This is a genomic window from Microbacterium sp. Root280D1, assembly GCF_001428975.1.
GTDB lineage: Bacteria > Actinomycetota > Actinomycetes > Actinomycetales > Microbacteriaceae > Microbacterium.
On the sequence record NZ_LMJK01000002.1, the window covers coordinates 185,783 to 209,623 of the forward strand.

A 23,841-nucleotide genomic window follows, 5' to 3' on the forward strand; every position below is an offset into this window, starting at 1 on the left:
ACGCCCGGCGATGTCGGCGCGCCGCAGTAGCGTGGAGGACATGACAGAGGATGCCGCGCAGAACGCCGTGATCGGTGCAGACGCCTCGGCATCCGGCGTCATCATCGGGGCGCCCGGCACAGGCAAGACCCGCACTCTCACCGAGCGCGTCGTCCATCTGCTCGACACAGCGCGGATGCGTCCGGAGCAGGTCCTCGTCCTCACTCCCAGCAGGCAGGCGGCGACCGCGCTGCGGGACCGCATCGGGGTCAGGATCGGTCAGGCCACTCCTGGGCCGCTGGCCAGGTCGCTCGGGTCGTTCGCATTCCAGGTGGTGCGCGGAGCGATGGTTCGCGAAGGGGCGGAGCCACCGGCTCTGCTGACCGGCGCAGACCAGGACCGCCTGATCGCCGAGCTCCTCGCCGGCGATGCGGAGGACGAGCGCATCGACTGGCCGCAGGCGCTGAGCCCCGCCGTACGCGCCTCCAAGGGGTTCCGCTCCGAGCTCCGTGCCTTCCTCGCGGAATGCGTCGAACTGGGGGCGCAGCCCGACGAGCTGCGCACGTCCGATGTCCCCGCCTGGTCGTCCGTCGCCGAGTTCCTCGTCGAATACCGCGCCGTGCTCGACCTGGCACGGGCATCCCACCGCGACGCGGCAGACCTGCTCGCCGAGGCGTGCACGATCCTGCGCACCGCCGAGCCGAGTGCCCTCGGCCCTCTCGCCGACCTCAGGGTGGTGCTCATCGACGACGCGCAGGAGCTGACGCGCGGTGGCATCGCGGTGGTCGAGGCGCTCCGTGCGCGAGGCACGGCAGTGCTCGCCTTCGGCGATCCTGACATCTCCTCCGGAGCTTTCCGCGGCGCGAGCCCCGAGTTGTTCGCGCAGCTCGCCACGGCGCTGGGCGAGGTCCACGTGCTCGATGTCCCTCATCGTCAGGCGCCGGCGCTCACCGCGCTGACCCGCACCGTCACGCAGGCGATCGGCGTGTCGGGTCGCGTCGACCACAGGCGCGCGCCCGAGCCCGTCGCCGCGCACAGCCCGGGCGCCCCCGGCGACGTGAGCACCTTCATCGCCCCGTCACCGCATGAAGAGCTCGACCGCATCGCGGGTGTCATGCGCGAATGGCATCTCGTGGATGACGTCCCGTGGGATCGCATCGCGGTCATCGCACACGACACCAGGCAGGTCACGCAGCTCGACGCAGAGCTCGCCGCGCGGGAGATCCCGACGAGAGCCGCGGGCGTGCAACGTCCTCTCGGCTCCGAGCCGATCGTGCGCGACATCGTCGGCATCGTGCGCCTGGCCCTCACGCCGGCCGAGGAGCGGACTCCCCAGGACTGGGAGGAGGCGCTCCGCACGCCCTTCGGAGGCATGGATGCGATCGGGCTCCGACGCCTTCGCGCTCGTCTGCGCCATATCGAGCTCGACCTGGGGGGCTCGACGCCCGCACGGGAACTGCTGCGCCAGGCGCTGGCATCGCCCTACCACTTCACGCTCATCGACGCCCAGGAATCGCGCCTGGCCGCGCGCTTCGCCGCGACGATCGCAGATGTGGCCGCCGCGGCTGCCGACGGCGAGACGATCCACGATCTCCTGTGGCGGGTCTGGGACCAGGCCAGAGCGGTCGACGGGCGCAAGCTCCAGATCGCCTGGCGTGAGATGTCGTTGCAGACCAGCGGCGCGGAGACGGCGCGAGCCCTCGATGCGCTCGTCTCCCTGTTCGGTGCGGCCAAGCGATTCGTCGAGCGCACCCCGAACGAGAAGCCGGAGGTCTTCGTGCGCGACATCCTCGACAGCGAGGTGCCCGAAGACTCCCTCTCGAGTCCCGACCGGCCGGGCCGTGTGACCCTGCTCACACCGGCGACCGCACTCGGAACGGAGTTCGACGCGGTCGTGGTGGCCGGAGTGCAGGACGGAATCTGGCCGAATGTGCGGCTGCGCGGCGGGATGCTCCAGTCCTGGCGTCTCGCCGACGCACTGCTCGCATCCCGCACCGGAACCGCCGAGCACCCGCCCGAGGCACTCGACAGGCGCCGCGCCGCTCTGCACGATGAGCTGCGGCTGTTCGTCCGCGCCATCTCTCGTTCGCGGAGCAGACTCCTCATCACCGCGGTCGATGACGACGACATGACACCCAGTGCGTTCTTCGGCTTCCTCCCGCCGCCCGACCCGCCCGAGCTGCATGCCTCGGCCGAGCACCCGCTCACGCTGCGCGGTCTCGTGGCGCGTCATCGTCGGGTACTGACGACCTCGAGCGTCCGTGCCGCCCGAGACCACGCCTCCGCCCAGCTGGCGGTGCTCGCGCGGGAGGGAGTGCCGGGTGCCGATCCGGACGAGTGGTACGGAGTGACGCCGCCGACGACCGATGCACCGCTGCACGACCTCGCCGTCGACGCCGCCCGGGTCTCGCCGTCGCGGATGGAGTCCTTCGAGGAGTGCGAGCTGAACTGGGCGGTGTCCGCCCTGGGCGGCGACACCGTGATGCCGCCGTCGGCCGGAATCGGCACGATCATCCACGAGGCGATGGAGCAGGTGCCCGACGGCGAACTGGACCGTCTGCGTGACGTCCTGGCCGAGCATTGGCCGGAGCTCGATTTCGAGACGGCCTGGATAGGTCGCAAGGAGAGGCACCGCGCCGATCTGTACATCGATCGACTGCACAGCTACCTGTCGGACGTGTCGGACGAAGGCGGTCGAGTGATCGCCGGCGAGGTGGAGTTCCGGTTCGCGGTCGAGGTGCCCGAGCAGGAGGGCATCGCGCCGGGCGTGCGTGCGGCGAGCGTCGACGGCGACCCCCATCCGCACCATGCGATCGTGCACGGCTTCATCGACCGGGTCGAGGCGTACACCGCGGGTGGTGGAGAGCATGCGAAGGCGCGGGGACAGAAGTGGACGCGCATGGCCGATGCGCAGAGCGGGGAGCGCGTCGTGGTCGTGGACTTGAAGACCGGCAAGTACGAGCCGGAGAGCGAGCAGAAGGTGGCTGACCACGCCCAGCTCGCCGCATACCAGGTGGCGGTGCAGGAAGGACTCGTGGCGGGAGCGGATCCTGCGGCCCTCGCCGGCGCGCGCCTGGTCCTGGTCGCCAAGACCCTGGCCGGCAGCGATTTCCGCGTGGCGCACCAGCACACCCTCGCCGGTGAAGAGCGTGTCCAGTTCCTCGGGCGGATCGCGGAAGCCGCCCGAGGGATGTCGGCGGCGAGCTTCACGGCCCATGTCGAGACTCACTGCGCGGATACGCAATGGCGAGTCCAGCCATGCCGCATCCACACCGTCGCCGCGGTGAGCGCGTGACGGCGTGGACGGGAGCGGGGAACGGGATCTCCGCTCTGGACGTCGCCGCCGCGCTCGGTCTCCCCGCACCGACGGAGGCTCAGCAGCGGGTGATCGAGTCGCCACCGGCGCCGGCTTTGGTGGTCGCGGGCGCGGGCAGCGGAAAGACCGAGACGATGGCCGGCCGCGTCGTCTGGCTGGTCGCGAACGGGCATGTGCGACGCGATCAGATCCTCGGCCTGACCTTCACGCGGAAGGCCGCGGGTGAGCTCGCGGAGCGCATCGGCGTCCGTCTGGCGCTCATCGACGAATACGGGAGACGAGGACTGCTGCCGCACCTGCCCGAGATCGTGGCGAGCGGTGCCCTCGATCGCGTGTCGAGAGCCGCGAACGCCAGACAGCGCGAGGTCGTCCGATCGCAGGTGCTCGACGAGCTCGCCGCACGTTTCGGCACCGGGGCGGTCTCGACCCCCCGTTCGGCCGAGGATCTGTTGATCCGTCCGAAGGTCTCGACCTACAACGCGTTCGCGGATGGCATCGTGCGCGAGCACGCGGCGCGCATCGGCCGCGACTCCGACGTCGCCATGCTCAGCCAGGCCGCATCCTGGATGCTCGTGCGCGACGTGGTGCTGCGCGCCGACCTGCCGGAGCTGGAGGAGATCGACCGGTCGGTGGCGGGGGTGGTCGACGCGGTTCAGAGATTGGCCGGCGACTCGCTCGATCACCGGGTCGATCTCGACCGCGCCGATCGCATCGCGCTGCGCCAGGCCGAGGCGTTCGAGCCGTACCTCAGCAACGCGGAGGTCGCGACCGCGGCTGCGAACCTGCGCGCTCTTCCCGCTCTGTCCGTCCTGGTGCGCGATTACATCGCCGAGAAGGAGCGCCGCGGAGTGCTGGACTTCGCCGACCAGGTCAGCGGCGCCTACGACATCGTGGAGTCGTCTCCCGACGTGCGCGAGGACCTGCGGCAGCAGCATCAGGTGGTGCTGCTGGACGAATACCAGGACACCTCGGTGATCCAGACGCAGTTCCTCGCCCGACTCTTCCGCGACACCGCGGTGATGGCGGTCGGGGATCCGCACCAGTCGATCTACGGATGGCGAGGCGCCAGCGCGGACAATCTGCATGCCTTCGCGCGCACCTTCTCCGAACACGAGAGCGTCGGCAACTACAGTCTGATGACGAGCTGGCGCAACGACCGGAGCATCCTCGGTGTCGCCAACCGCATCCTCGGTCCGCTGCGCAGGCCCGGATTGGATGTGCCACCGCTCGAGTCTCGTCCCGGCGCCGGCCCCGGAGCGGTCGAGATGAGCTTCCCGCTCACCGTCGATGACGAGGCTCGCGCGGTCGCCGAATGGTTCGCGGCGCGTCGCGCGGAGCACGACGACCTCGCGAAGCCGCATACCGGAGCGGTGCTGTTCCGGTCGAAGCGGCACATGCAGACGTTCGCGGCGGCCCTTGCCGCAGAAGGGATTCCGCACCGCATCCTGGGGCTCGGGGGACTCCTGGCGACCCCCGAGGTCGTCGATGTCGTGTCGACGCTGCGCGTGCTGCACGATCCGACGGCGGGCTCTGCGTTGATCAGGCTCCTCGTCGGTCCTCGATTCTCCGTCGGTGTCGCCGACATGGCGGCGTTGCAGCAGCTCGCGGCGGAGCTCTCCCGTCGGGACAGCGGGCTGCTGCCGCTGGACGACGAGCTCCGCAAACGCATCCGCGCGTCACGGGGGGCGGACGAGGCGCTGTCGATCATCGACGCCGTCGACGTGCTCCGCGGTCTCAGCGACGACTACCGCCTTCTCGCCGGGATCACGCCGGACGGGCGTTCTCGCATCCGTGCCGCGGGCGAGATGCTCGAACGCCTCCGACGGGCGTCGTCGCTTCCGCTTCCCGATCTGCTGAGGCTGATCGAGCTCGAGCTGCGTTTGGACATCGAGCTCGCAGCGAACGAGACCAGAGGGCCGGCGCGTATCGCGGCGACGCAGCTGCGCGCATTCACCGACGAGGTTCGGTCGTTCCTCGCCGCAGACGAACGGGGGACCATCTCGAGTCTCCTCGCCTGGTTGGAGAAGGCCGAGAGCACAGACGAGCTGGTGCCGCGGCCCGAGCCGCCCGAACCCGGGGTCGTCCAGCTTCTGACGATCCACGGATCCAAGGGGTTGGAGTGGGATGCGGTCGCCGTCGTCCGCATGGTCGAGGGCGAACTGCCGTCGCGCCCGACGGACACCTCAGGATGGTTCGGCTTCGGAGTGCTGCCGTTCGCTCTGCGAGGCGACAGCGCGGCCCTGCCGACCTTCAGTTGGATAGCGCCCTCGGACGAAGAGCTCGATGCGGCGAAGCGGCTGAAGGCAGGTATCGCATCGCTGACCAGCAGGAGCAAGACAGCGCCGGGCGCGATCACGGTCTTCAAGGACGCCTACCGCGAGTATCAGCAGGAGGAGGAGCGTCGACTCGCCTACGTCGCCGTCACCAGGGCGCGCAGTCATCTGCTTCTGACCGGGGCCCACTGGGCGGGGCAGAAGCAGCCGAAGAAGCCGAGCCCCTATCTGACCGAGGCGATGGAGATTCTCGGAATCGCTCCGATCGAGCCCGTGGATCCGGACGAGAACCCCTACGACGGCCCCGGCGCAACGCTCACCTGGCCTCTCGACCCGCTCGGCGCTCGGCGTGGGGTCGTCGAGGCAGCCGCCGCCGCCGTGCGCGCGGCAGCCGACGGGGAGCCGGAGGCCGCTCCCGAACTGGCGCGTCTGCTCGCCGAGCGCGCCGCCCGATTGCGTGGCACCGACGCATCACCGCCCACCCGGGTGCCGGCCTCCCGCTTCAAGGACTACGTCACCGATTTCACCGGCACCGTGTCTTCCATCGTCCGTCCGATGCCTGAGCGGCCGTATCGGCAGACCCGGCTGGGCACGCTGTTCCACGCATGGGTCGAGCGGCGGAGCGAACTCGTCGGCGTCGGTCAGCGCGTCGACGAGGCGCTGTGGGAGGTCGACGAGGATGATCTCTCGTTCGTCGAGACCGTCGGCGGAGCGGAGGTCTCGTCCGCCGACGCCGCCGACCTCGAGACCCTGCAGTCGATCTTCGAGGCCAGCGAGTGGGGAGCGCTCAAGCCCATCGCGGTCGAGATCGAGATCGACTTCGCGCTGGGTGGCGCTGTGCCGGGTGACGAACGCCATATCGTCATCTGCAAACTCGACGCGGTCTATCGACGCGAGGATCGCGGCGGGCGCATCGAGATCGTCGACTGGAAGACGGGCAAGGCCCCACGCACACCTCGGGAACGGGAGGAGCGGATGCTGCAGCTCGCGCTCTACCGTCTCGCCTACCACCGTCGTTTCGGAGTGCCCCTGGAGGAGATCGACGTGGCGCTGTACTACGTCGCGGACGACCTCGTCATCCGCGGTGACCGCGTCTACTCCGAGTCGGAGCTCTTCCAGCGCTGGAGCGCTGCTCGGGCGGCCCGCTGAGCCTCGTCCTCCGGCAATCCCTCGTCTGAGCCGTCCGCTCGCTCAGTCCGCGCCGGGTCATCGACCGGGCGTCGCTCCGCGGCGGGCTCCTGCGCGGTGTGCCTGCGCACGCCTGAAAGATCTTCCGTCTCGAGGCCACCGACCTCGAGACGACGAGCGGCGTCCGCGGCGGCGTCGCTGAGATCGCTCGTCGCCTGATCGTCGGCATCGCCATCGGGACCGTCGGCCTCGTCGTCGCGCCACAGCTCGTTCGGGTTGTACGCGTCGGTCTGCATCGACGTGTCGGCCCCCGCCGAGGCGCGTGCCGGCACTCTGTCGAGCGCGTCCAGGGCGGACTCGACGCCCTCGTTGCGCGACGCGATCACGCCGAGATCGTCGCTGTGCAATCCTTCGGCGAGTGCCTCGAGAAGGGCGGCGGCGTCGTCGACGATGTCGGGTCGGTGCAAGGAGTCGCCGTGCACGAGCCATCGGGCGAATTCGAGCTCGGCGAGCAGGCGTGCGCGCACCTCGAGAGCGCCGTCCGGCCCGCGGTCGGCGGCCCGAGCGTACGCGGCATGGACGTCGTGCGCCGCATCAGGGGCGGTGGACAGCCACGACAGATCGATCGCCGGATCTCCGACGGAGAGCGAATGCCAGCCGATGAGTCCGGTGACCTCGGGACCGAGATCCGGGTCGTCCCGGAAGATGAAGGAGGTCGACTGCACGCCGCCCAGCACGACCGTCGATTCGAACCGCCAGAGATCGTCATCGGCGACGGCGTCGCGCCATCGCACGGTGAGCCGCGCGGGGACGCGCCCGGTCGATGCCGCGGAGTCGATCAGTCGAGCGAGTTCGTCGCGGCTCTCCTGCGCAGACCGCGTCGTCAATCCGGCGCCTCTCACGACGGAGGTGGGCAGGGAGTGCACTGCCGCGATCGCCGCACCCATCGATTCGGCGGCGCCACGGCCGGCCGGCACCATCGCCGCCTCGATCTGGAATCCGGGCAGCAGCTCCGTCACGAGCGCGCGGGCGTCTGCGAGTCGCGTCTCGCCGATGTATTCGGGGGCTCGGAAGGGGAGCATCGCCCGCGCACCGGCCGTCAGAGCCCGCAGCGCGAGGGCCTCGGCGGCCAGCTCGCGTGAGGTCTCGTCGTCATCGGCGACACGGATCGCGAGCTCGCGCCCGTCTGCGAGAGTGGCGACCGCGGAGTCGAAGCGTCCGTCACCGTCGGCGCTGAGCGTGCGGGCCCCGATCACCTCGGCGCCGGGCAGTGCGGCAGTCACCGCCGCGGCTAGAGTGAATGGAGAGCGTCCCATGCCTCCAGGGTAGGTGGACGTGGGGGTGGTCCAGCTTCCGCCACGCCCGTGAGAGAGGGAGACGATGATCGCCGGCAGCAGCACATCCCTCGATCGCGCAGCGGATCTGCGGGTCGAACCCGGAGTCCTCGATCGTCTGCGCGCCGACGAGGCGACGCGGGTCATCGCCGTACGAGACGGCCGCGTGCGCATCTCGGGCGCCGACCTCGAATCGGCCACGCTGCTGCGGGTTCCCGCCGCCGAGATCGTCGATGCGACCTGGGCGCTCCTCGGGCGCGAAGGTGACGGTACCGCCGTGCTTCTCGCCGTTCTGCAGCCCGAGGGCGACACCGTCGACACCGCACCCGACGAGGTGTGGCTGGGACTCCGCGACCTCGGCGCGCGTCTCGGCTCGGGTGACACGGAGCTGCTCATCGAGGCGCTCGCGCTGGGAGGCTGGCTGCGGGACGCACCGTTCTGCCCCCGATGCGGCGGAGGGACGGAGCTGCGCCAGGCCGGATGGTCGCGCCGCTGCCTCGTCTGCGGTCGCGAGCACTTCCCTCGGACGGACCCAGCCGTCATCGTCGCGGTGGAGAGCTCTGACGGCGAACGGCTCCTGCTCGGGGCGAACGCCAACTGGGGCGGCCGGATGTACTCCTGCTTCGCCGGATTCACCGAGGCGGGCGAGTCGTTGGAGTCGACCGTGCATCGTGAGCTCGAGGAGGAATCCGGCGTTCGGCTGGCCTCGCTGCGTTACGTCTCGTCTCAGCCGTGGCCGTTCCCTCGCTCGCTCATGCTCGGCTTCCGTGCCGTCGCTCTGGATGAGCACGAGCTGCGGCCCGACGGGGAGGAGATCATCGACGTCCGCTGGTTCACCCGTGACGAGATCGGGTCCGCTCTCGCCGGTGACGGACCCGTCGGCCTCCCCGGACCCGCGTCCATCGCCCGCGCACTGATCCTCGACTGGTTCGAGGAGCGCGCGTGAGCGCGCTCGAAGCCCTCGACGATCGACAGCGGGAGGCGGCATCCGTGCTGCGCGGTCCCGTCGCCGTGCTCGCAGGTGCGGGAACCGGGAAGACCCGAGTGATCACCCACCGGATCGCCCATGGTGTCGACACCGGTGCATACTCGCCGTCGCGCGTCATGGCGGTGACCTTCACGGCCAAGGCGGCGGGCGAGCTCAGGGGTCGTCTGCGCGCGCTCGGCGTCGAGGGCGTGGCCGCGCGGACATTCCACGCCGCCGCCCTCGCCCAGCTGAACTTCTTCTGGCCCACGCTGGCCGGATCACCCGCTCCGTCGATCATCGACAACAAGGTGAGGCTGCTCGGCCAGGCTGCCGACGCGATGCGACTGCGGCCGAGCACCGCGACGCTTCGCGACCTCGCCTCGGAGATCGAATGGCGCAAGGTGTCGATGTTGTCGATCGAACAGCACGCGTCGCTCGGCCGCACGTTGAGCGGCGTCGACTCCGCTCAGTTCGTCGAACTGCAACAGCGCTATGAAGCGTTGAAGGACGAGCGGCGCCAACTCGACTTCGAGGACGTGCTGCTGGCCTGCGCCGGGATGCTCGAGGCCGAACCTCGCGTCGCAGCGTCCGTGCACGAGCAGTATCGGCATTTCACAGTCGACGAGTACCAGGACGTCTCTCCGCTCCAGAACCGCCTGCTCGAACTCTGGTTGGGCGATCGCAAGGACATCTGCGTCGTCGGTGACGCGAGTCAGACCATCTACTCGTTCGCCGGCGCCGAACAGCGATTCCTCCTCGAGTTCGAGCGGCGGCATCCCGATGCCACGGTCGTGCGTCTCGAGACCAACTACCGTTCGCAGGCCCCGATCCTCGAAGCGGCGAACGCCCTGATGAAGGGGCGGCCGGGCGCCCTCGAACTCGTCCCGGCGAGAGAGACGTTCAACGCGGATTCGCCCACGGTCACGGCGTACGACTCCGAGCGCGACGAGGCAGAGGGGATCGCCGCCGCCGTGGCAGCGCGGATCGAGTCAGGGGCCTCGCCCTCAGAGATCGCCGTGCTCTACCGGGCTCATGCGCAGTCCGCGGTGCTGCAGCAGGCGCTCGCCGCCGAGGGCATCGCGACATCGGTGCTGGGTGGAACCCGGTTCTTCGCGATGCCCGAGGTGCGACAGGCGATCCTGGCCCTGCGGGCCGCCGCGGTCGCGCCGACCGAGCACGGTTTCCTGCCCGGGGTCCAGAGGGTCCTCCGCGAGCTCGGTCTCTCCGACGAGCCACCGGCGGCCGGGGGAGCTCAGCGCGACGGCTGGGAGGCTCGGCGGGCGATTCTGCGTCTCGCCGAAGACGCCGGACCCGATGAGACCCTGCGCACCTTCAGCGACGCGCTCATGGCGCGCGCGAAGGACCAGCACGAGCCCACCATGCGCACCGTGACTCTGTCGACGTTGCACGCCGCCAAGGGTCTCGAATGGCCGCATGTCTACCTCGCGGGGTGGGCGGAGGGCGCACTTCCGATCTCCTACGCCACCGGCTTCGAGGCGATCGACGAAGAGCGCCGCCTCGCTTACGTCGGCGTCACGCGGGCCGCGCGTACTCTCTCGCTGTCGTGGTCGCGCTCAGCGGGACGCGGGGAACGCGCCCCGTCGCGGTTCCTGGCAGAGATGGGAACGACTGCTCGCGGCACCGGCATTCTTCGTGAAACGTCACCGAGCGCCAGTCGCGGCGCCCCTCGCCGCTGACCTCGACGAACGAGCCCGGGGCCGCGCTCTCTGCGAGCAGCCGCGCGACGAGCGTCGCCGCCTCCGTGATCCGCGCGGCACTGATCGGACCCGCGCCGCGCCCGATGAGTTGGGCGTGCATGCGGGGCCAGGCATCGTCGCGCTCGCGTTCATGCTCGTCGCGGCAGGTCAGGCAGGCCGATTCGCCGGGTACCACCAGGGGTCCGACCGTGATCCGTCCTCGCTCGAGCGCGACCGGCAGGTGCGACGTGTCGTCGCGAAGGTAGCGTGCGAAGTGCAGCGCGGCCGCCGCACCTTCGACCAGCACGATGCCGATGTCGCGGGGATTCTCCCGCTCGCCGACGGCGATGCCCTCGTCGAGGAGCGCCTCGCGCATGCGGAACTCGCATCGCGCGTCGGCGACGTCGATGCTCTCCACCCACGCAGCCGGGGGAGCGGGAGAATCGTCGACGAGCAGCGGCTCGAGCCGCGACAGGAGCATCCGCGCCTCTGCGCGCGGGGCGCCGGCGGCATGTGCCACGACATCGAAGCCCCCGCGCCGGAATCCGGCGGCCATCCGAGCGATCAGACGCTCGACCCACGGTTCCGAGGCGGCGATGCGCAGCGTCCCCTCGATGCCGATCTGCAGTGTCTCACCGTCCCGCCAGAGCAGCGGAACCGCGGGATCCAGGCGAGTGATGGTCTTGGGTGTCAGAGGAGACATCCCTCGATTCTGCGCAAAGCCGAGCTCCCGGTGGGGGAGTCGCGGGCATCCGTGGAAAAGTCCTCGAGACTCTGCCACCCCGTCGGTCACACGGGTCGGTCTCCTCCTGGGCCGTCGTCACCGTCGGTGTCCTGCTCGCCTTCGGGCGTCTCCGGCTGCTCTTGCGAGAAGTCGTCGCCATCCAGCAGACGTGCCAGCGCCTCGTCGAACTCATCGGCGACCGGCTGCTCTCCCCGCGCGCTCGCCTGCAGTCGCGCCACGAGCGCCGACGGGTCGTCGATGTCGTCCGACGTCGGCATGAGGTCGGGGTAGTCCCACAGGGAGTCGCGTCCGGCGATGCCCACGGCGTCTGTCACCGCCTGCCACATGGCCGACGCCTCGCGCAGACGACGGGGCCGCAGCTTGAGTCCGACGAGAGCGCCGAGTGCGTCCTCGGCGGGACCGCCCACCGCGCGGCGGCGGCGAGCGGCTTCGGCGATGCGGGCACCGTCGGGAAGACGCGAGGTGGCCTGCGCGGTCACGACGTCGACCCAGCCGTCGATCGTCGCGACGAGGTTCTCGAGTCGGGCCAGTGCCTCGCGCTGCGCGTCGGTCTGCGTGGGAAGCAGCGCTCCGCCTTCGATTGCCGCGCGGAGCTCTTCGGGGTTGGACGGGTCGAGACGGCTTGCGACGTCCTCGAGTGCATCCACGTCGACCGTGACCCCGCGGGCGAAATCGGTGATCTGCGCCATGACGTGCAGGTGCAGCCACTTCGAGTGGCGATACAGCCGGGCGTATGCGAGTTCGCGGGTCGCGAGATAGAGGGTGATCTGGTCTTCGGGGATCTCGAGACCCTCGCCGAATGCTGTCAGGTTCTGGGGGATGACAGCGGCAGTGCCGGCCGGAAGCACCGGGATGCCGACGTCTCCGCCCGACACCACTTCGAGTGCGAGGTTGCCGAGAACCTGGCCGAACTGCGCCGCGAAGACCGAGCCGCCGAGACCGCGCATGAGCTTGCCCGCGCCCTGCACGACGTCGCGCATCTCTTCGGGCACCTGCGTGTCGAGCGCGCTGGTGAGCGCATCGGCGATGCTCGTCGACACGGGGCCGGCGATCTCCTTCCACACGGGCAGGGTCGCTTCGACCCATTCGCCGCGCGTCATGGCCTTCGGCGACTCGCCGAGTTCGGAGATCGTGGTCGCCTCGCCGAGCCAGAGGTCCGCGAGGGCGAAGGAGTCGACAAGCGAGGTCCGCGAGCCGTCGGTGATGCCGAGACCGTCGCGGTTGGCGATGTGCAGCGCCTGCCGCAGCGCGTTCTCCCAGGGATCGCCGCCGAACGCACCCTGCAGCTGCGACATGATCGTCTGCATCATCGCCGGGTCGATCTGGATCCCATCCATGCCCGCGAAGGCGTTCTGCAGCGCCTCGGGGTCGATGTCTCCGGCGCCCTGGCCGGACATCATGCGTCGGAGGAACTCTTGGAAGTCCTCGGGGGTCGGGTCGTTGTCTGACATGTCGCTCGCCTCTCAGCACGCCTAAAGCCGTGGCATCTACGCTAGTCACAGGATCGGCCGCGAGACCCCGAAGCGGACAGATCGCTGTACGCCGCCCGCGAACGACGGAGGAACCCTGTGGATCGAACCCGGTCTGTCAAGCTCGGACTGGGAGTCTGGGCGCTGGTCGTCGCGTTGATCGCGCTCGTCGTGCTGACCTTCCTCCCGACGCCTTACGTGATCCAGCGTCCGGGCCCGGTCTACGACACCCTCGGCACCGCGGCAGGAGCCGACGGCGAGCAGGTTCCGCTCATCCAGGTCGACGGCGCCGAGACGTTCGAGACCGGAGGGACTCTCGACCTCACGACCGTGCAGGTCGTCGGAAACCGTGAGCGCACCCCGAGCTGGTTCGAGCTCGCTCTCGCGTGGATGGACTCCTCACGAGCGGTGGTGCCTCTCGACTCCGTGTTCCCCGAGGGGGTCACGACGGAGCAGCGCGACGAACGCAACGCGACACTCATGGTGGACTCGCAGCACGAGGCGACCGCGGCAGCGCTCAACGAGCTGGGCTACGACACCGGAGCCGAGGTCGTCGTCCAGGAGGTCGTCGAGGATGCACCGGCCGAGGGAGCACTCGAGGCGGAGGACGTCATCACCGCAGTGGACGGCGCCGCGGTGACCTCCGCGAAGCAGCTGCGTCAGGCGATCCAGGATGGGGAGGGCGCGCCGGTCTCGCTCACCGTGCAGCGCTCCGGCGAGGAACAGGTGGTCGAGGTGACGCCCGTCGAGCAGACCGACGGTGACGTGACGACGTGGCTGATCGGTGTCACGTTGCGCACGGACTACGATTTCGAGATCGATGTGACGCTCCAGCTCGACAACGTCGGTGGACCCAGCGCCGGGATGATGTTCGCGCTCGGCATCATCGACACCCTCACCGAAGGGGAGTTGAACGGCGGCGAGAACGTCGCCGGCACCGGCACGATCGAGGCCGATGGGACGGTCGGGCCGATCGGCGGCATCCGTCAGAAGCTCTACGGTGCCCGTGATGCGGGGGCGGAGTACTTCCTCGCTCCGTCGACGAACTGCGACGAGGTCACCGGCCACGTGCCGGACGGACTGACCGTGATCAGCACCTCGACGCTGGAGGAATCGCTCGACGCGCTCGAGGTGATCGCGAACGGCGGCGACGTGGGATCGCTCCCGACCTGCGACGTCGTGACCTCCCCGTGACAGGTATGACAGCCGCAGCACAGTAAGGCGTGCCTAGGATGGGAGGGTGACCTCGACTTCTGCACCGAACCCGGCCACTCCCCGAACCTCGCGAAGAATCTTCGGTATCTCGCTGGCGATCATCGCCGCGCTGATCGCCGCCTTCTTCGTCTTCGCGTCGCTCTACACCGAATTCCTCTGGTTCGACCAGGTGGGCTTCGCGGGAGTGCTCACCACCCAATGGTTCGCCACGGCGGTGATGTTCGTCGTCGGATTCCTCGGCATGGCCGTGCCGCTGTTCGTCGCCATCCAGCTCGCGTACCGACTGCGCCCCGTCTACGTGCGGCTCAGCTCGCAGCTCGACAGGTACCAGGAGGTCATCGAGCCGCTCCGCCGCCTCGCGATGTGGGGCATGCCGATCTTCTTCGGCCTCTTCGCCGGCTTCTCGGCGGCCAGCCAGTGGAAGACCGTCTGGCTCTGGGCCAACGGCGTCGCGACCGACGCCACCGACCCGCAGTTCGGCGTCGACACCGGCTTCTACATGTTCGCGATGCCGTTCTACTCGATCCTGCTTGCTTTCGTGTCTGCGGTCCTGCTGCTCACCCTCATCGTCACCGCGCTGGTGTCGTACCTCTACGGGTCGGTCCGCATCGGTCAGGGCGAGCTGCGCATCTCGAAGCCCGCACGCATCCAGCTCGCTGTGATCGCGGGTCTGTACCTTCTGGTTCAGGCGGCGAGCCTGTGGCTCGACCGCTACAAGACCCTCGTCGCACAGGACGACCGCATCGTCGGCCCGGCCTACACGGGCGTCAACGCCACGATCCCCGGCCTCGCGATCCTCGCGATCATCGCCGCGCTCGTCGCCATCCTCTTCTTCGTCACGGCCGTCATCGGCCGCTGGCGGTTCCCTCTCGCCGCGACCGCGCTGCTCATCGTCGCCTCGCTCGTCGTCGGCGTCGGATTCCCGTGGGCGGTCACCACGTTCCAGGTCCGCCCGAACCAGAACGCCTACCAGGCGGAGTTCTACCAGCGGAACATCGACGGCACCAAGGAGGCGTACGGGGTCGCCGACCTCGAGACCACCCCGTTCGAAGCCGAGACCGACGCCGAGGCCGGCCAGCTGCGTGAAGACGCCGAGACCACCGCATCGATCCGCATCGTCGACCCCAACGTGATCAGCCCCGCCGTGCGACAGCTCGAGCAGTACCGCGGCTACTACCAGTTCCAGGAGAAGCTCGACGTCGACCGATACGAGATCGGCGGGGAGATGCAGGACACGGTCGTCTCCGTCCGCGACCTCGACATGAACGGCGTCGACGTCACGAACTGGAACAACCGCGCCGCTGTCTACACGCACGGCTACGGCTTGGTCGTCGCAGCGGGCAACCAGCGCACGCCCGACGGCGAGCCGGTCTTCCTCGAGCGTGGCATCCCGTCCGACGGCTTCCTCACCCAGCAGGAGGAGTTCGAGCCGCGCGTGTACTTCGGCGAGAACTCGCCGGAGTACTCGATCGTCGGCTCTCCCGACGGAACCGATCCTGTCGAGATCGACTATCCGCGAGGCAAGGACGGCGCCAGCGAGACCAAGACGACGTTCGAGGGCGACGGCGGACCGAAGATCGGGAGCAGCTTCACGAAGCTGCTGTACGCGCTGAAGTTCCAGTCGGAGCAGATCCTGTTCTCGAACCTCGTGAACGACGACTCGCAGATCCTGTACGACCGCGATCCCAAGACGCGCGTGCAGAAGGTCGCGCCATACCTCGAGCTCGACAGCGACCCGTACCCGAGCGTCGTGGACGGCAGGATCGTCTGGATCGTCGACGGATACACCACGAGCTCGACCTACCCCTACTCGACGAACGTGAGCCTGTCGGATGCGATCGCCGACTCGAACCTCCCGTCGCCGACGCTCGCGATCGACGAGATCAACTACATCCGCAACTCGGTCAAGGCCACGGTCGACGCCTACGACGGTTCGGTCACCCTGTACGCATGGGACGACCAGGATCCCGTGCTGCAGACCTGGCAGAACATCTACCCGTCGACGCTCAAGCCCGTGAGCGACATGTCGGCCGATCTGATGAGCCACGTCCGTTACCCGACCGACCTGTTCAAGGTGCAGCGCGACATCCTCGGCACCTACCACATCGACACCGCCGGCTCCTTCGCGCAGCAGGACAACCGCTGGCAGACGCCGAACGACCCGCGCAGCGAGCAGGTCCTGCAGCCGCCGTACTACCTGACGATGCAGATGCCGGGTCAGGATTCCCCGCGCTTCTCGATGTTCTCGACGTTCATTCCTTCGGCGCAGGGCGGCAGCAACCGCGACGTGCTGATGGGCTATCTCGCGGTCGACTCGGATGCCGGATCGGAGGCCGGCGTGAAGGCGGAGGGCTACGGCCAGCTTCGGATGCTCGAGATCGACACCGATACGACCGTGCCGGGCCCCGGCCAGGTGCAGAACACCTACAACTCGGACACGGCTGTGGTGCCGCAGCTCAACCTGCTGCAGCAGGGCGAGTCCGAGGTGCTGTACGGAAACCTCCTCACTCTGCCCGTGGGCGGCGGTCTGCTCTACGTGCAGCCGGTGTACGTGCAGTCCTCGGAGGGCACCAAGCTGCCGCGTCTGCAGAAGGTCCTCGTGGCCTTCGGCGACAAGGTCGCGTTCGAAGACACGCTGACCGCCGCGCTCGACACCCTCTTCGGCGGTGATGCCGGTGCGACCGGTGGAGACGATGAGGTCGAGCCGACCGAGCCCGACCCGGACACCGGTGAGGTCCCGACCGAGCCGACGGTGCCGACCGACGCCGAGGCCGAGGCTCTTGCAGCCGCGCAGCAGGCGCTGACCGACCGAGAGGCCGCATTGAAGGCAGGCGACCTGACCAAGTTCGCCGAGGCCGACAAGCGCCTCACGGATGCCGTGAACACGCTGCTCGGACTGGAAGCCGCCTCGGGGGAGTAACACCCCGGCCCCGTCTGCACACGATGCCGTCCCTCGTTCGCGAGGGGCGGCATCGTCCGTTTCTGCCGGCGCCCGCGGAGGCAGGCGACGGGCGCGACGAGCAGTCCGCTGACGCCGCCGCGATCCGTCCGCGCCGATCAGTCCGGTCGGTCAGTCCGCGTCGTAGCGGCAGGTCACGGAGCCCGTGCCGCTCTGCTCGACGACCAGCTCGTCGTTCCACAGAATCTGACAGCTCACGGTCGAGTCCGTGTCGTCGTCCGGGGCGGTGACGACGATCTCCGCCGAATCGCCGGTCGTCGTGTACTGCTTCCAGCCGCTGGAGGCCCACTCCTCGTCGTACGCCTGTGTGTCATCGGCGAAGGAGACCGTGAATGTGGGTCCGCCCGTGGCGCGCACCTCGACGTGGTTGAGGCCGTTGCCGGCGAGGACGCCGACTGCCATCACGACGACGAGAATGAGATCGACCATGAGGGCGACCGCTGCGACGACGACGGCCGCCGTTCCCGTGCGAGCGACCGCGGAGCGTCTCGCTCGACCGCCCAGCAGGAGAGCGACGATCGCCAGCAGCGCGGCGGCTGCTGCGACCGGGAGCAGGGCCGGTACGGGCACGAGGAGCACGATCAATGCGACGGAGATCAGCAGAGCCACGGCGCCGATCCAGAGGCTGACGATCGCGCGCCGCGATGAGCCTGATGCGAGCGCGGGACGTTTCCGCGCGGCGCTGTCGGGAGTCTGCGTCATGATGGACCTCCGGGTCATTGTTTCCACCGACCGCGCCGCCGTCGACGGTCGCGCCGTTCGGTGGGACAGTCTAACGAGTGGATCCGCGGGCGATGCGGGTGTCGTCCTGTCGCGAGCGAAGGAGTCCGGGAATCGATTAGTCTCTCGGTGGAGCCGTCCCGACGCGTCGAGAGATGTCCGGGCGGCACTTGACGGAAATCGAGACTGGAGGGGATCGAGATATGCCTGACTATTCGGAGTTGCCGGACATCATCGGCAAGATGAAGCGCGCCGCGATCGACTGTTTCATGGCGGACCAGGGCTTTCACCCGAACTGGGGAAATGACCAGATCTACGCGAAGTGGGGCTTCATGCTCAACTTCTACAACCGGCCGAATGCCGCAGGCGAGGGTGGGGGCGACGGCAACGGCGTGAACCACTCGGTCGCACCGGCTTTCGACGACATCCGGGCCGCGATCGATGCCCGCGTGTCGAAGTGGCTTGATCTGCCGGACGGCGGCGACGCCTGCGAGGCGCCGGCGAGTGCGACCTCGGCGGCAGCCGCGATCCTCGGCACCTCGGGCGCGGGTGCGTCGGTGCAGAACACCGGTGCGATCGGCACAGCCAACGACTCGGTGCACGAGATGATGGCGAACAAGATCGAGGGCAGCTTCAAGCCCGCGTTCATCGACAAGTACTACATCCAGTTCCAGTCCGTCACCCACGGCCTGGGGGACGCATGCGTGATCCTCCAGCTCAACTACAGCGCTCAGGCCGCCATGTGGCCCGCCGCGCGACAGGACGTCGTGTCGATCTGCGACAGCGCTCGCGCCGCCTGGGACCAGAAGGCGGGGAACGCCGCTGCGGCCAACGGGACGCTCGTGCTGACCGTCGTCGGAGCGGTGGCGGGCGTCGTATCCGCGATCGTGACGGCCGGCACGGGCACGGTGGCCGCAGCAGCCGTGCTCTCGGGAATCGCCGGCGCGGCCAGCAGCGCCGTGCAGGGGATCGCCCGCAACGTCGTCATCGAGGGCAACACCTATTCCGACATCCTGTCGTCTCTCGACGAGGCGCTCGGCAATCTCGACAAGGCGCTCGAGAAGCAGGAGAACGAGCTCAACGACGCGATGACCGAAGCCGCGAGCATCATCCGCTCCGACAACGCCACCTACAATCTGGACGCGTTCGCTCTCGGCCCGTACCCGGTCGGTGACGGCACGATGAGCATGGACAGGAGCAATGCGACCGTGGTGTCGAACAGCATGGGCCGGATCGATACGGAGCTCGCCAGTGCCGCGGCGGCGCTCGGCAGCGCGCCGGCGTCGAACCCGACTCCCCGCGGCGCCGGCGTCGGGCGCTCGTCGAACGGCACGCATTACGCGGCGAGCGACCTCTACGCGCTGACGGCGCGCTGCCTGGCCCTCACCGTGGCCGAGTATGCCCGAGGACATCAGCTGTTCGACGCGACTGTGGAGGACTTCTTCTCGTCGGATTCCGCGGCTTCGCAGGAGGTCTCGCGCCTCCTTGCCGAAGAGATCCTCAGTGCGAATCTGGGGGTGTGAGCTGATGGAGAGCCGTCATCTCGGACAGATCACCCTCGACGGCGGAACCGGAGGAGGCGCGATGAACGGCTCGGTGCCGTTCGACGGAGACGATGTGCAGGTGCGCATCGAGATCGACTATCCGGACCGCTTCGACGAGTCCGTCCTCAACGACGTCGATATGGTTCTCGACAATCTCGCCTTCCTCGACGAGATGGCGCGCACCACCATCTCCGAGGGAGTGCAGCGCGACAGCTCACCCGCGGCGAGTGTCTTCCGCACCTGGGAACAGGGCCGGGTCGGGGGCGCCTCGGCGGGTGACTTCGTGGACGCGCTCTCGGTCGCGCGCGTTCTCATCCTGCCGGACGGCGGAACCGCGAACAGGGACCGCGTCGTGATGAGCTACGTCGCGGCCGGCGCGGCGGCGCTGGGCAGCGTCCGAGTCAAGTTCGTCGAGCCGACCGGTCCTGAGCTCACACTCAGCTACCGCTGATCCTTCGCAGCCGAGCGATCTCGATGTCGCTCGGCTGCGAGGCCGGCGTGAGGTACACATGCGAAAGGCCCCTGATCGGAATATCTCCCGATCAGGGGCCTTTCGTGTGTCGCATTCTCGTTGCGGGGACAGGATTTGAACCTGCGACCTCCGGGTTATGAGCCCGGCGAGCTACCGAACTGCTCCACCCCGCGGCACGATCAATAGCCTAACACGCGAATCAGGAGTGCGCGAATCGAGCCGCGAGGACGCGTGTGCGAGAGGATGGGAGCATGCCAGAGACCCCCGCCGTGCCCGTCGCTGTGCCCGTCGCCGTCTGTCAGTTCGCCCCCACCGCCTCCCGTGCGGCCAACCGGGATCGGATCGCGGAGCTGACGGCGGAGGCCGCCGCACGCGGTGCCAGGCTGGTCGTGTTCCCCGAGTACTCGAGCTACTTCGTGGATCCGATGGACGCCACTCTCGCCGAGAACGCGGAGCCACTCGATGGTGAGTTCGTGTCGACACTGACTGCGCTGGCCTCCGACTACGCGGTGGTGATCGTGGCGGGGCTGGCCGAGCAGGCCTCGGACGCCGCTCATGTGAGGAACACGGTGGTCGCGGTGCGCGGCGACGGCATCCTCGCGACCTATCGCAAGCAGCACCTGTATGACGCCTTCGGCCAGACCGAGTCCGACTGGGTCGAGGCGGGGGAGGTCGGGGGAGCGGCGACGTTCGAGCTCGCGGGCATCCGATTCGGACTGATGACCTGTTACGACCTGCGATTCCCCGAGGTGTCGCGCACTCTGATGGATGCCGGCGCCGACGCCCTGGTGGTGCCGGCCGAGTGGGTCCGCGGTCCGCTCAAGGAGCACCACTGGACCACGCTGCTGGCGGCACGCGCCATCGAGAACACCGCGTACGTGATCGCCGCCGACCACCCGACCCCGATCGGCGTCGGGCACTCGCAGATCGTCGATCCGCAGGGCGTCGTGCTCGCCGGGGTGGGAACGAACGAGGGCATCGCGGTCGCGACAGTCGAGCGGAGCACGATCGATCGCGTGCGGGCAGTGAACCCGTCCCTGCGCGGGCGCCGATACGCCGTCGGTCCGCGCTGAACGAGAGCGTTCAGAAGCTCGTCGCGAGCCTCGTCGCCGCGTCCTCCAGGATCTCGACGCGTTTGCACGCCGCGAAGCGGACGAGCCCGGCGTACTCGCGTCGGCGTGACTGCGACACGAAGGCGGTCAGCGGGATCGCGACCACTCCTGCGCGTTCGGGAAGTGCGCGGCAGAACTCCGCGGCATCCGCTCCGCCGAGCGCTGACGCGTCGGCCACCGTGAAATAGCCGCCCTGGGGCGGATGCACGGTGAACCCGGCGGCGCGCAGGCCGGCGCCGAGTATCTCGTGCTTGCGCGCCAGCGTCGACGCGGCATCCGCGAAGAACGCATCTCCGAGGCGCAGACCCACGGCGATCGCCGGCTGGAACGGCGAGCCGTTCACGTATGTCAGATACTGCTTCACGGTCAGCACAGCGGTGATGAGATCGGCGGGGCCGTGCACCCAGCCGATCTTCCAGCCGGTCGCGGAGAACGTCTTGCCTGCCGACGAGATCGTGAGCGTGCGCTCGGCGGCACCCGGCAGGGTGGCGACGGGGGTGTGCGGGATCTGGAAAGCGAGATGCTCGTAGACCTCGTCGGTGACGATGATCGCATCGTGCAGGTCGGCGAGACGGACGACCTCCGAGAGCACCTCGCGACCGAAGACGGCTCCGGTGGGGTTGTGGGGGTCATTGACCAGGATGATGCGCGTGCGGTCGGACACCGCGGCCGCCAGCTGCTCCAAATCGGGCTGGAAGTCCGGTGCTCGCAACGGCACCGTGCGCAGTCGTGCGCCGGCGAGAGCGACCGCCGCCGCGTAGGAGTCGTAGTACGGCTCGAAGACGACGACCTCGTCGTCAGGACCGTCGATGAGGGCGAGCAGCGTCGCGGTCAGCGCCTCGGTGGCACCGGCCGTCACGATCACCTCTGTGGAGGGGTCGACCTCGAGCCCGTAGAAGCGCCGCTGGTGTTCGCTGATCGCGGCGAGCAGGTCGGGGTTCCCTCTTCCGGGCGGGTACTGGTTCACCCCGCGGGAGATCGCGTCCCTGGCAGCGTCGAGCACCTCTGCAGGACCATCCTCGTCGGGGAAGCCCTGGCCGAGATTGATCGCACCGGTTCGGGCCGCAGCAGCGGACATCTCTGCGAAGATGGTGGGCGCGACGGTTCCGTCTGGTGCGAGCAGACCGGCTCCCGCTGCCGTGCGCCGCCATGCGCCGGGGATGACACTCATGAAGAACAGGCTAAGGCCATAGGTGAAACTCATCTTCGCCATACGAAACGCACAGATACAGGCGTCACTCTGAGAGGGCGTTGTTGAAGGAGCACACACCATGAACGAAGACAGCACCCAGGACCACACGGCACCTGCGTCGAATGACGCAGCGCCGTCCACCGAGGCAGCAGAGGTCGTCGACCGTTCGACGACGGATGCCGCCGCTCAGACCCCCGGCATCGTCGCCGCCCCGGGGCCATATCAGGGACACCACGTTCCCGCGACGTTCACATCGTCACCCGCGCCGGCATTCGAGGCGCCGACCGCCCCGGTGGCGCCGGACGCCCAGACCGTCCCGCAGCAGTACCTCGGAGCGCCGGGACACCACCCTGGCCACGCATCGGGCCCGGTCGGCGGACCGGCCGCGGCCTCTCCCGGTGCGGCGTTCGGTCTGCACACCGGAGCGCAGCCCGGGCAGCCGGTCGACGGCTCCGTCAAGGTCAAAGAGCAGAAGCCGCGCGCCGGAGTGAAGTTCGCCGCGATCGTCGTGGCGGCTGCGCTCGTCGGCGGTGTCGCGGGCTTCGGCGGCGGAGCGATCCTCAACGGGATCTCCGACCAGGGTTCGACGGGCGTCGCCCAGGGTCCCGAGACCATCACCGTCAACAACCCCGGCTCCGTCAACGAGACGACGGCCGTCGCGACCGCGGCGCTCCCGTCGGTCGTCACCATCGAGGTGGCCGGCTCCGATCAGGGCGGCAGCGGATCGGGCGTCATCATCAGCGACGACGGCTACGTGCTCACGAACACTCACGTGGTGACGCTCGGCGGCGCAGTCGCCGATCCCACGATCCGCGTCACCACGTCGGACGGCCGCATCTTCTCGGCGACCGTCGTCGGGACCGACCCGATCTACGACCTCGCCGTCATCAAGCTCGAGGACGCGACAGATCTCACCCCGATCGACTTCGCAGACTCCTCCAAGCTCAACGTGGGGGACACCGCGGTGGCTCTGGGCGCGCCGCTCGGCCTGTCGAACTCGGTCACGACCGGAATCGTCAGTGCTCTGAACCGCAGCATCCAGATCGCGTCGTCGGCGCTTCCGGACTCGTCCTCGGAAGATGCTCCGCAGAACGAGCAGCAGACGCCTGAGGAGGGCGAGGGCCCGTTCCAGTTCGATCTGCCCGGCAACACCTCGCAGCAGACGTCGGAGTCGATCTCGATCGCCGTGATCCAGACGGATGCCGCCATCAACCACGGCAACTCCGGCGGCGCGCTCGTGAACAGCAAGGGCGAGCTCATCGGCATCAACGTCGCGATCGCGAGCTCCGGGAGCTCGGAGGAGTCGGGATCCATCGGGATCGGCTTCGCCATCCCCGCGAACATCGCTCAGCGGGTGTCGGAGGAGATCATCGCCGACGGCGCAGCCACCCATGGCCTGCTCGGGGCGTCGGTGCAGGATGCGGCCAGCGTCAAGGATGCCGACGTGTCGGGTGCCTACATCGCGGATGTCACCGGTGGCGGCGCCGCCGCGGCCGGCGGGCTGAAGGCCGATGACATCGTGACCGCGTTCAACGGCGTGCCCATCACGAGCGCCAGCGACCTCACGGCGCAGGTGCGGGCGGCAGCCGGGGGCAGCGACGCGAAGGTCACGTACATCCGTGGCGGCAAGGAATACGAGGCCGATGTGACCCTGGGCGACCTCGCCGGCTGACTCCGGCAACCGTGCTCACCGAGAAGGACGCCACCCCGCGATAGGCT

At 69.0% G+C, this 23,841-nt stretch carries 14 protein-coding genes and 1 tRNA gene; 10 read left to right on the forward strand and 5 right to left on the reverse strand.

All coding sequences use genetic code 11. The annotated features are described in order from the left end of the window. Nucleotides 1-40 precede the first annotated feature (40 nt). Both ASE34_RS07030 and ASE34_RS07035 read left to right on the forward strand, forming a co-directional pair. On the forward strand, nucleotides 41-3,274 hold the full coding sequence (locus ASE34_RS07030; RefSeq protein WP_056278110.1) for an ATP-dependent helicase: 3,234 nt from the start codon (nucleotides 41-43) through the stop codon (nucleotides 3,272-3,274). Beyond that, nucleotides 3,238-6,717 (forward strand): ATP-dependent DNA helicase, encoded by a 3,480-nt coding sequence (locus ASE34_RS07035; RefSeq protein WP_082586549.1) that lies wholly within the window; start codon nucleotides 3,238-3,240, stop codon nucleotides 6,715-6,717. Before ASE34_RS07030 ends, ASE34_RS07035 begins: the two co-directional genes overlap by 37 nt. Here ASE34_RS07035 and ASE34_RS07040 read toward each other — a convergent pair. Continuing rightward, entirely contained in the window at nucleotides 6,663-8,012 is a 1,350-nt protein-coding gene (locus tag ASE34_RS07040; RefSeq protein ID WP_235567450.1) for a phosphotransferase, read from the reverse strand. The genes ASE34_RS07035 and ASE34_RS07040 overlap by 55 nt on opposite strands. Nucleotides 8,013-8,076: 64 nt before the next feature. Here ASE34_RS07040 and nudC point away from each other — a divergent pair, with 64 nt between their 5' ends. Both nudC and ASE34_RS07050 read left to right on the forward strand, forming a co-directional pair. Next, the gene (nudC, locus tag ASE34_RS07045; protein WP_056278120.1) at nucleotides 8,077-8,976 is read left to right on the forward strand and encodes an NAD(+) diphosphatase; all 900 of its coding nucleotides are present in this window, start codon (nucleotides 8,077-8,079) and stop codon (nucleotides 8,974-8,976) included. Beyond that, nucleotides 8,973-10,694, forward strand: a complete 1,722-nt coding sequence (locus ASE34_RS07050; RefSeq protein WP_053095601.1) for an ATP-dependent helicase — start codon at nucleotides 8,973-8,975, stop codon at nucleotides 10,692-10,694. Before nudC ends, ASE34_RS07050 begins: the two co-directional genes overlap by 4 nt. Nucleotides 10,695-11,483: 789 nt before the next feature. On the opposite strand, the gene ASE34_RS07055 is transcribed toward ASE34_RS07050, so the two are convergent. Further along, on the reverse strand, nucleotides 11,484-12,890 hold the full coding sequence (locus ASE34_RS07055; protein ID WP_056278123.1) for a zinc-dependent metalloprotease: 1,407 nt from the start codon (nucleotides 12,888-12,890) through the stop codon (nucleotides 11,484-11,486). A 117-nt stretch (nucleotides 12,891-13,007) separates the two neighbouring features. On the opposite strand from ASE34_RS07055, the gene ASE34_RS07060 reads away from it, so the two are divergent. Continuing rightward, nucleotides 13,008-14,102: a PDZ domain-containing protein gene (locus ASE34_RS07060; protein WP_082586550.1), complete on the forward strand. Its 1,095-nt coding sequence runs from the start codon at nucleotides 13,008-13,010 to the stop codon at nucleotides 14,100-14,102. 46 nt (nucleotides 14,103-14,148) lie between these two features. Beyond that, complete coding sequence (locus ASE34_RS07065; RefSeq protein WP_053095604.1) at nucleotides 14,149-17,043, forward strand: UPF0182 family protein; 2,895 nt, start codon at nucleotides 14,149-14,151, stop codon at nucleotides 17,041-17,043. Between the two features lie 150 nt (nucleotides 17,044-17,193). On the opposite strand, the gene ASE34_RS07070 is transcribed toward ASE34_RS07065, so the two are convergent. Continuing rightward, nucleotides 17,194-17,784 (reverse strand): hypothetical protein, encoded by a 591-nt coding sequence (locus ASE34_RS07070; protein WP_056278129.1) that lies wholly within the window; start codon nucleotides 17,782-17,784, stop codon nucleotides 17,194-17,196. Between the two features lie 221 nt (nucleotides 17,785-18,005). On the opposite strand from ASE34_RS07070, the gene ASE34_RS07075 reads away from it, so the two are divergent. After that, the gene (locus ASE34_RS07075) at nucleotides 18,006-19,325 is read left to right on the forward strand and encodes a hypothetical protein (RefSeq protein WP_053095606.1); all 1,320 of its coding nucleotides are present in this window, start codon (nucleotides 18,006-18,008) and stop codon (nucleotides 19,323-19,325) included. A gap of 4 nt (nucleotides 19,326-19,329) precedes the next feature. Further along, nucleotides 19,330-19,797, forward strand: a complete 468-nt coding sequence (locus ASE34_RS07080) for a hypothetical protein (protein WP_053095607.1) — start codon at nucleotides 19,330-19,332, stop codon at nucleotides 19,795-19,797. 120 nt (nucleotides 19,798-19,917) lie between these two features. Here ASE34_RS07080 and ASE34_RS07085 read toward each other — a convergent pair. Beyond that, nucleotides 19,918-19,991: transfer RNA gene (locus ASE34_RS07085), tRNA-Met, on the reverse strand. Between the two features lie 78 nt (nucleotides 19,992-20,069). Between ASE34_RS07085 and ASE34_RS07090 the strand changes: the two genes are divergently transcribed. Next, entirely contained in the window at nucleotides 20,070-20,891 is an 822-nt protein-coding gene (locus tag ASE34_RS07090; protein ID WP_056278131.1) for a carbon-nitrogen hydrolase family protein, read from the forward strand. 10 nt (nucleotides 20,892-20,901) lie between these two features. Here ASE34_RS07090 and ASE34_RS07095 read toward each other — a convergent pair whose 3' ends face one another. Next, entirely contained in the window at nucleotides 20,902-22,101 is a 1,200-nt protein-coding gene (locus tag ASE34_RS07095; protein WP_056278132.1) for an aminotransferase class I/II-fold pyridoxal phosphate-dependent enzyme, read from the reverse strand. A 100-nt stretch (nucleotides 22,102-22,201) separates the two neighbouring features. Between ASE34_RS07095 and ASE34_RS07100 the strand changes: the two genes are divergently transcribed. Beyond that, nucleotides 22,202-23,794: a S1C family serine protease gene (locus tag ASE34_RS07100; RefSeq protein WP_082586551.1), complete on the forward strand. Its 1,593-nt coding sequence runs from the start codon at nucleotides 22,202-22,204 to the stop codon at nucleotides 23,792-23,794. The last annotated feature ends 47 nt before the right edge of the window (nucleotides 23,795-23,841 follow it).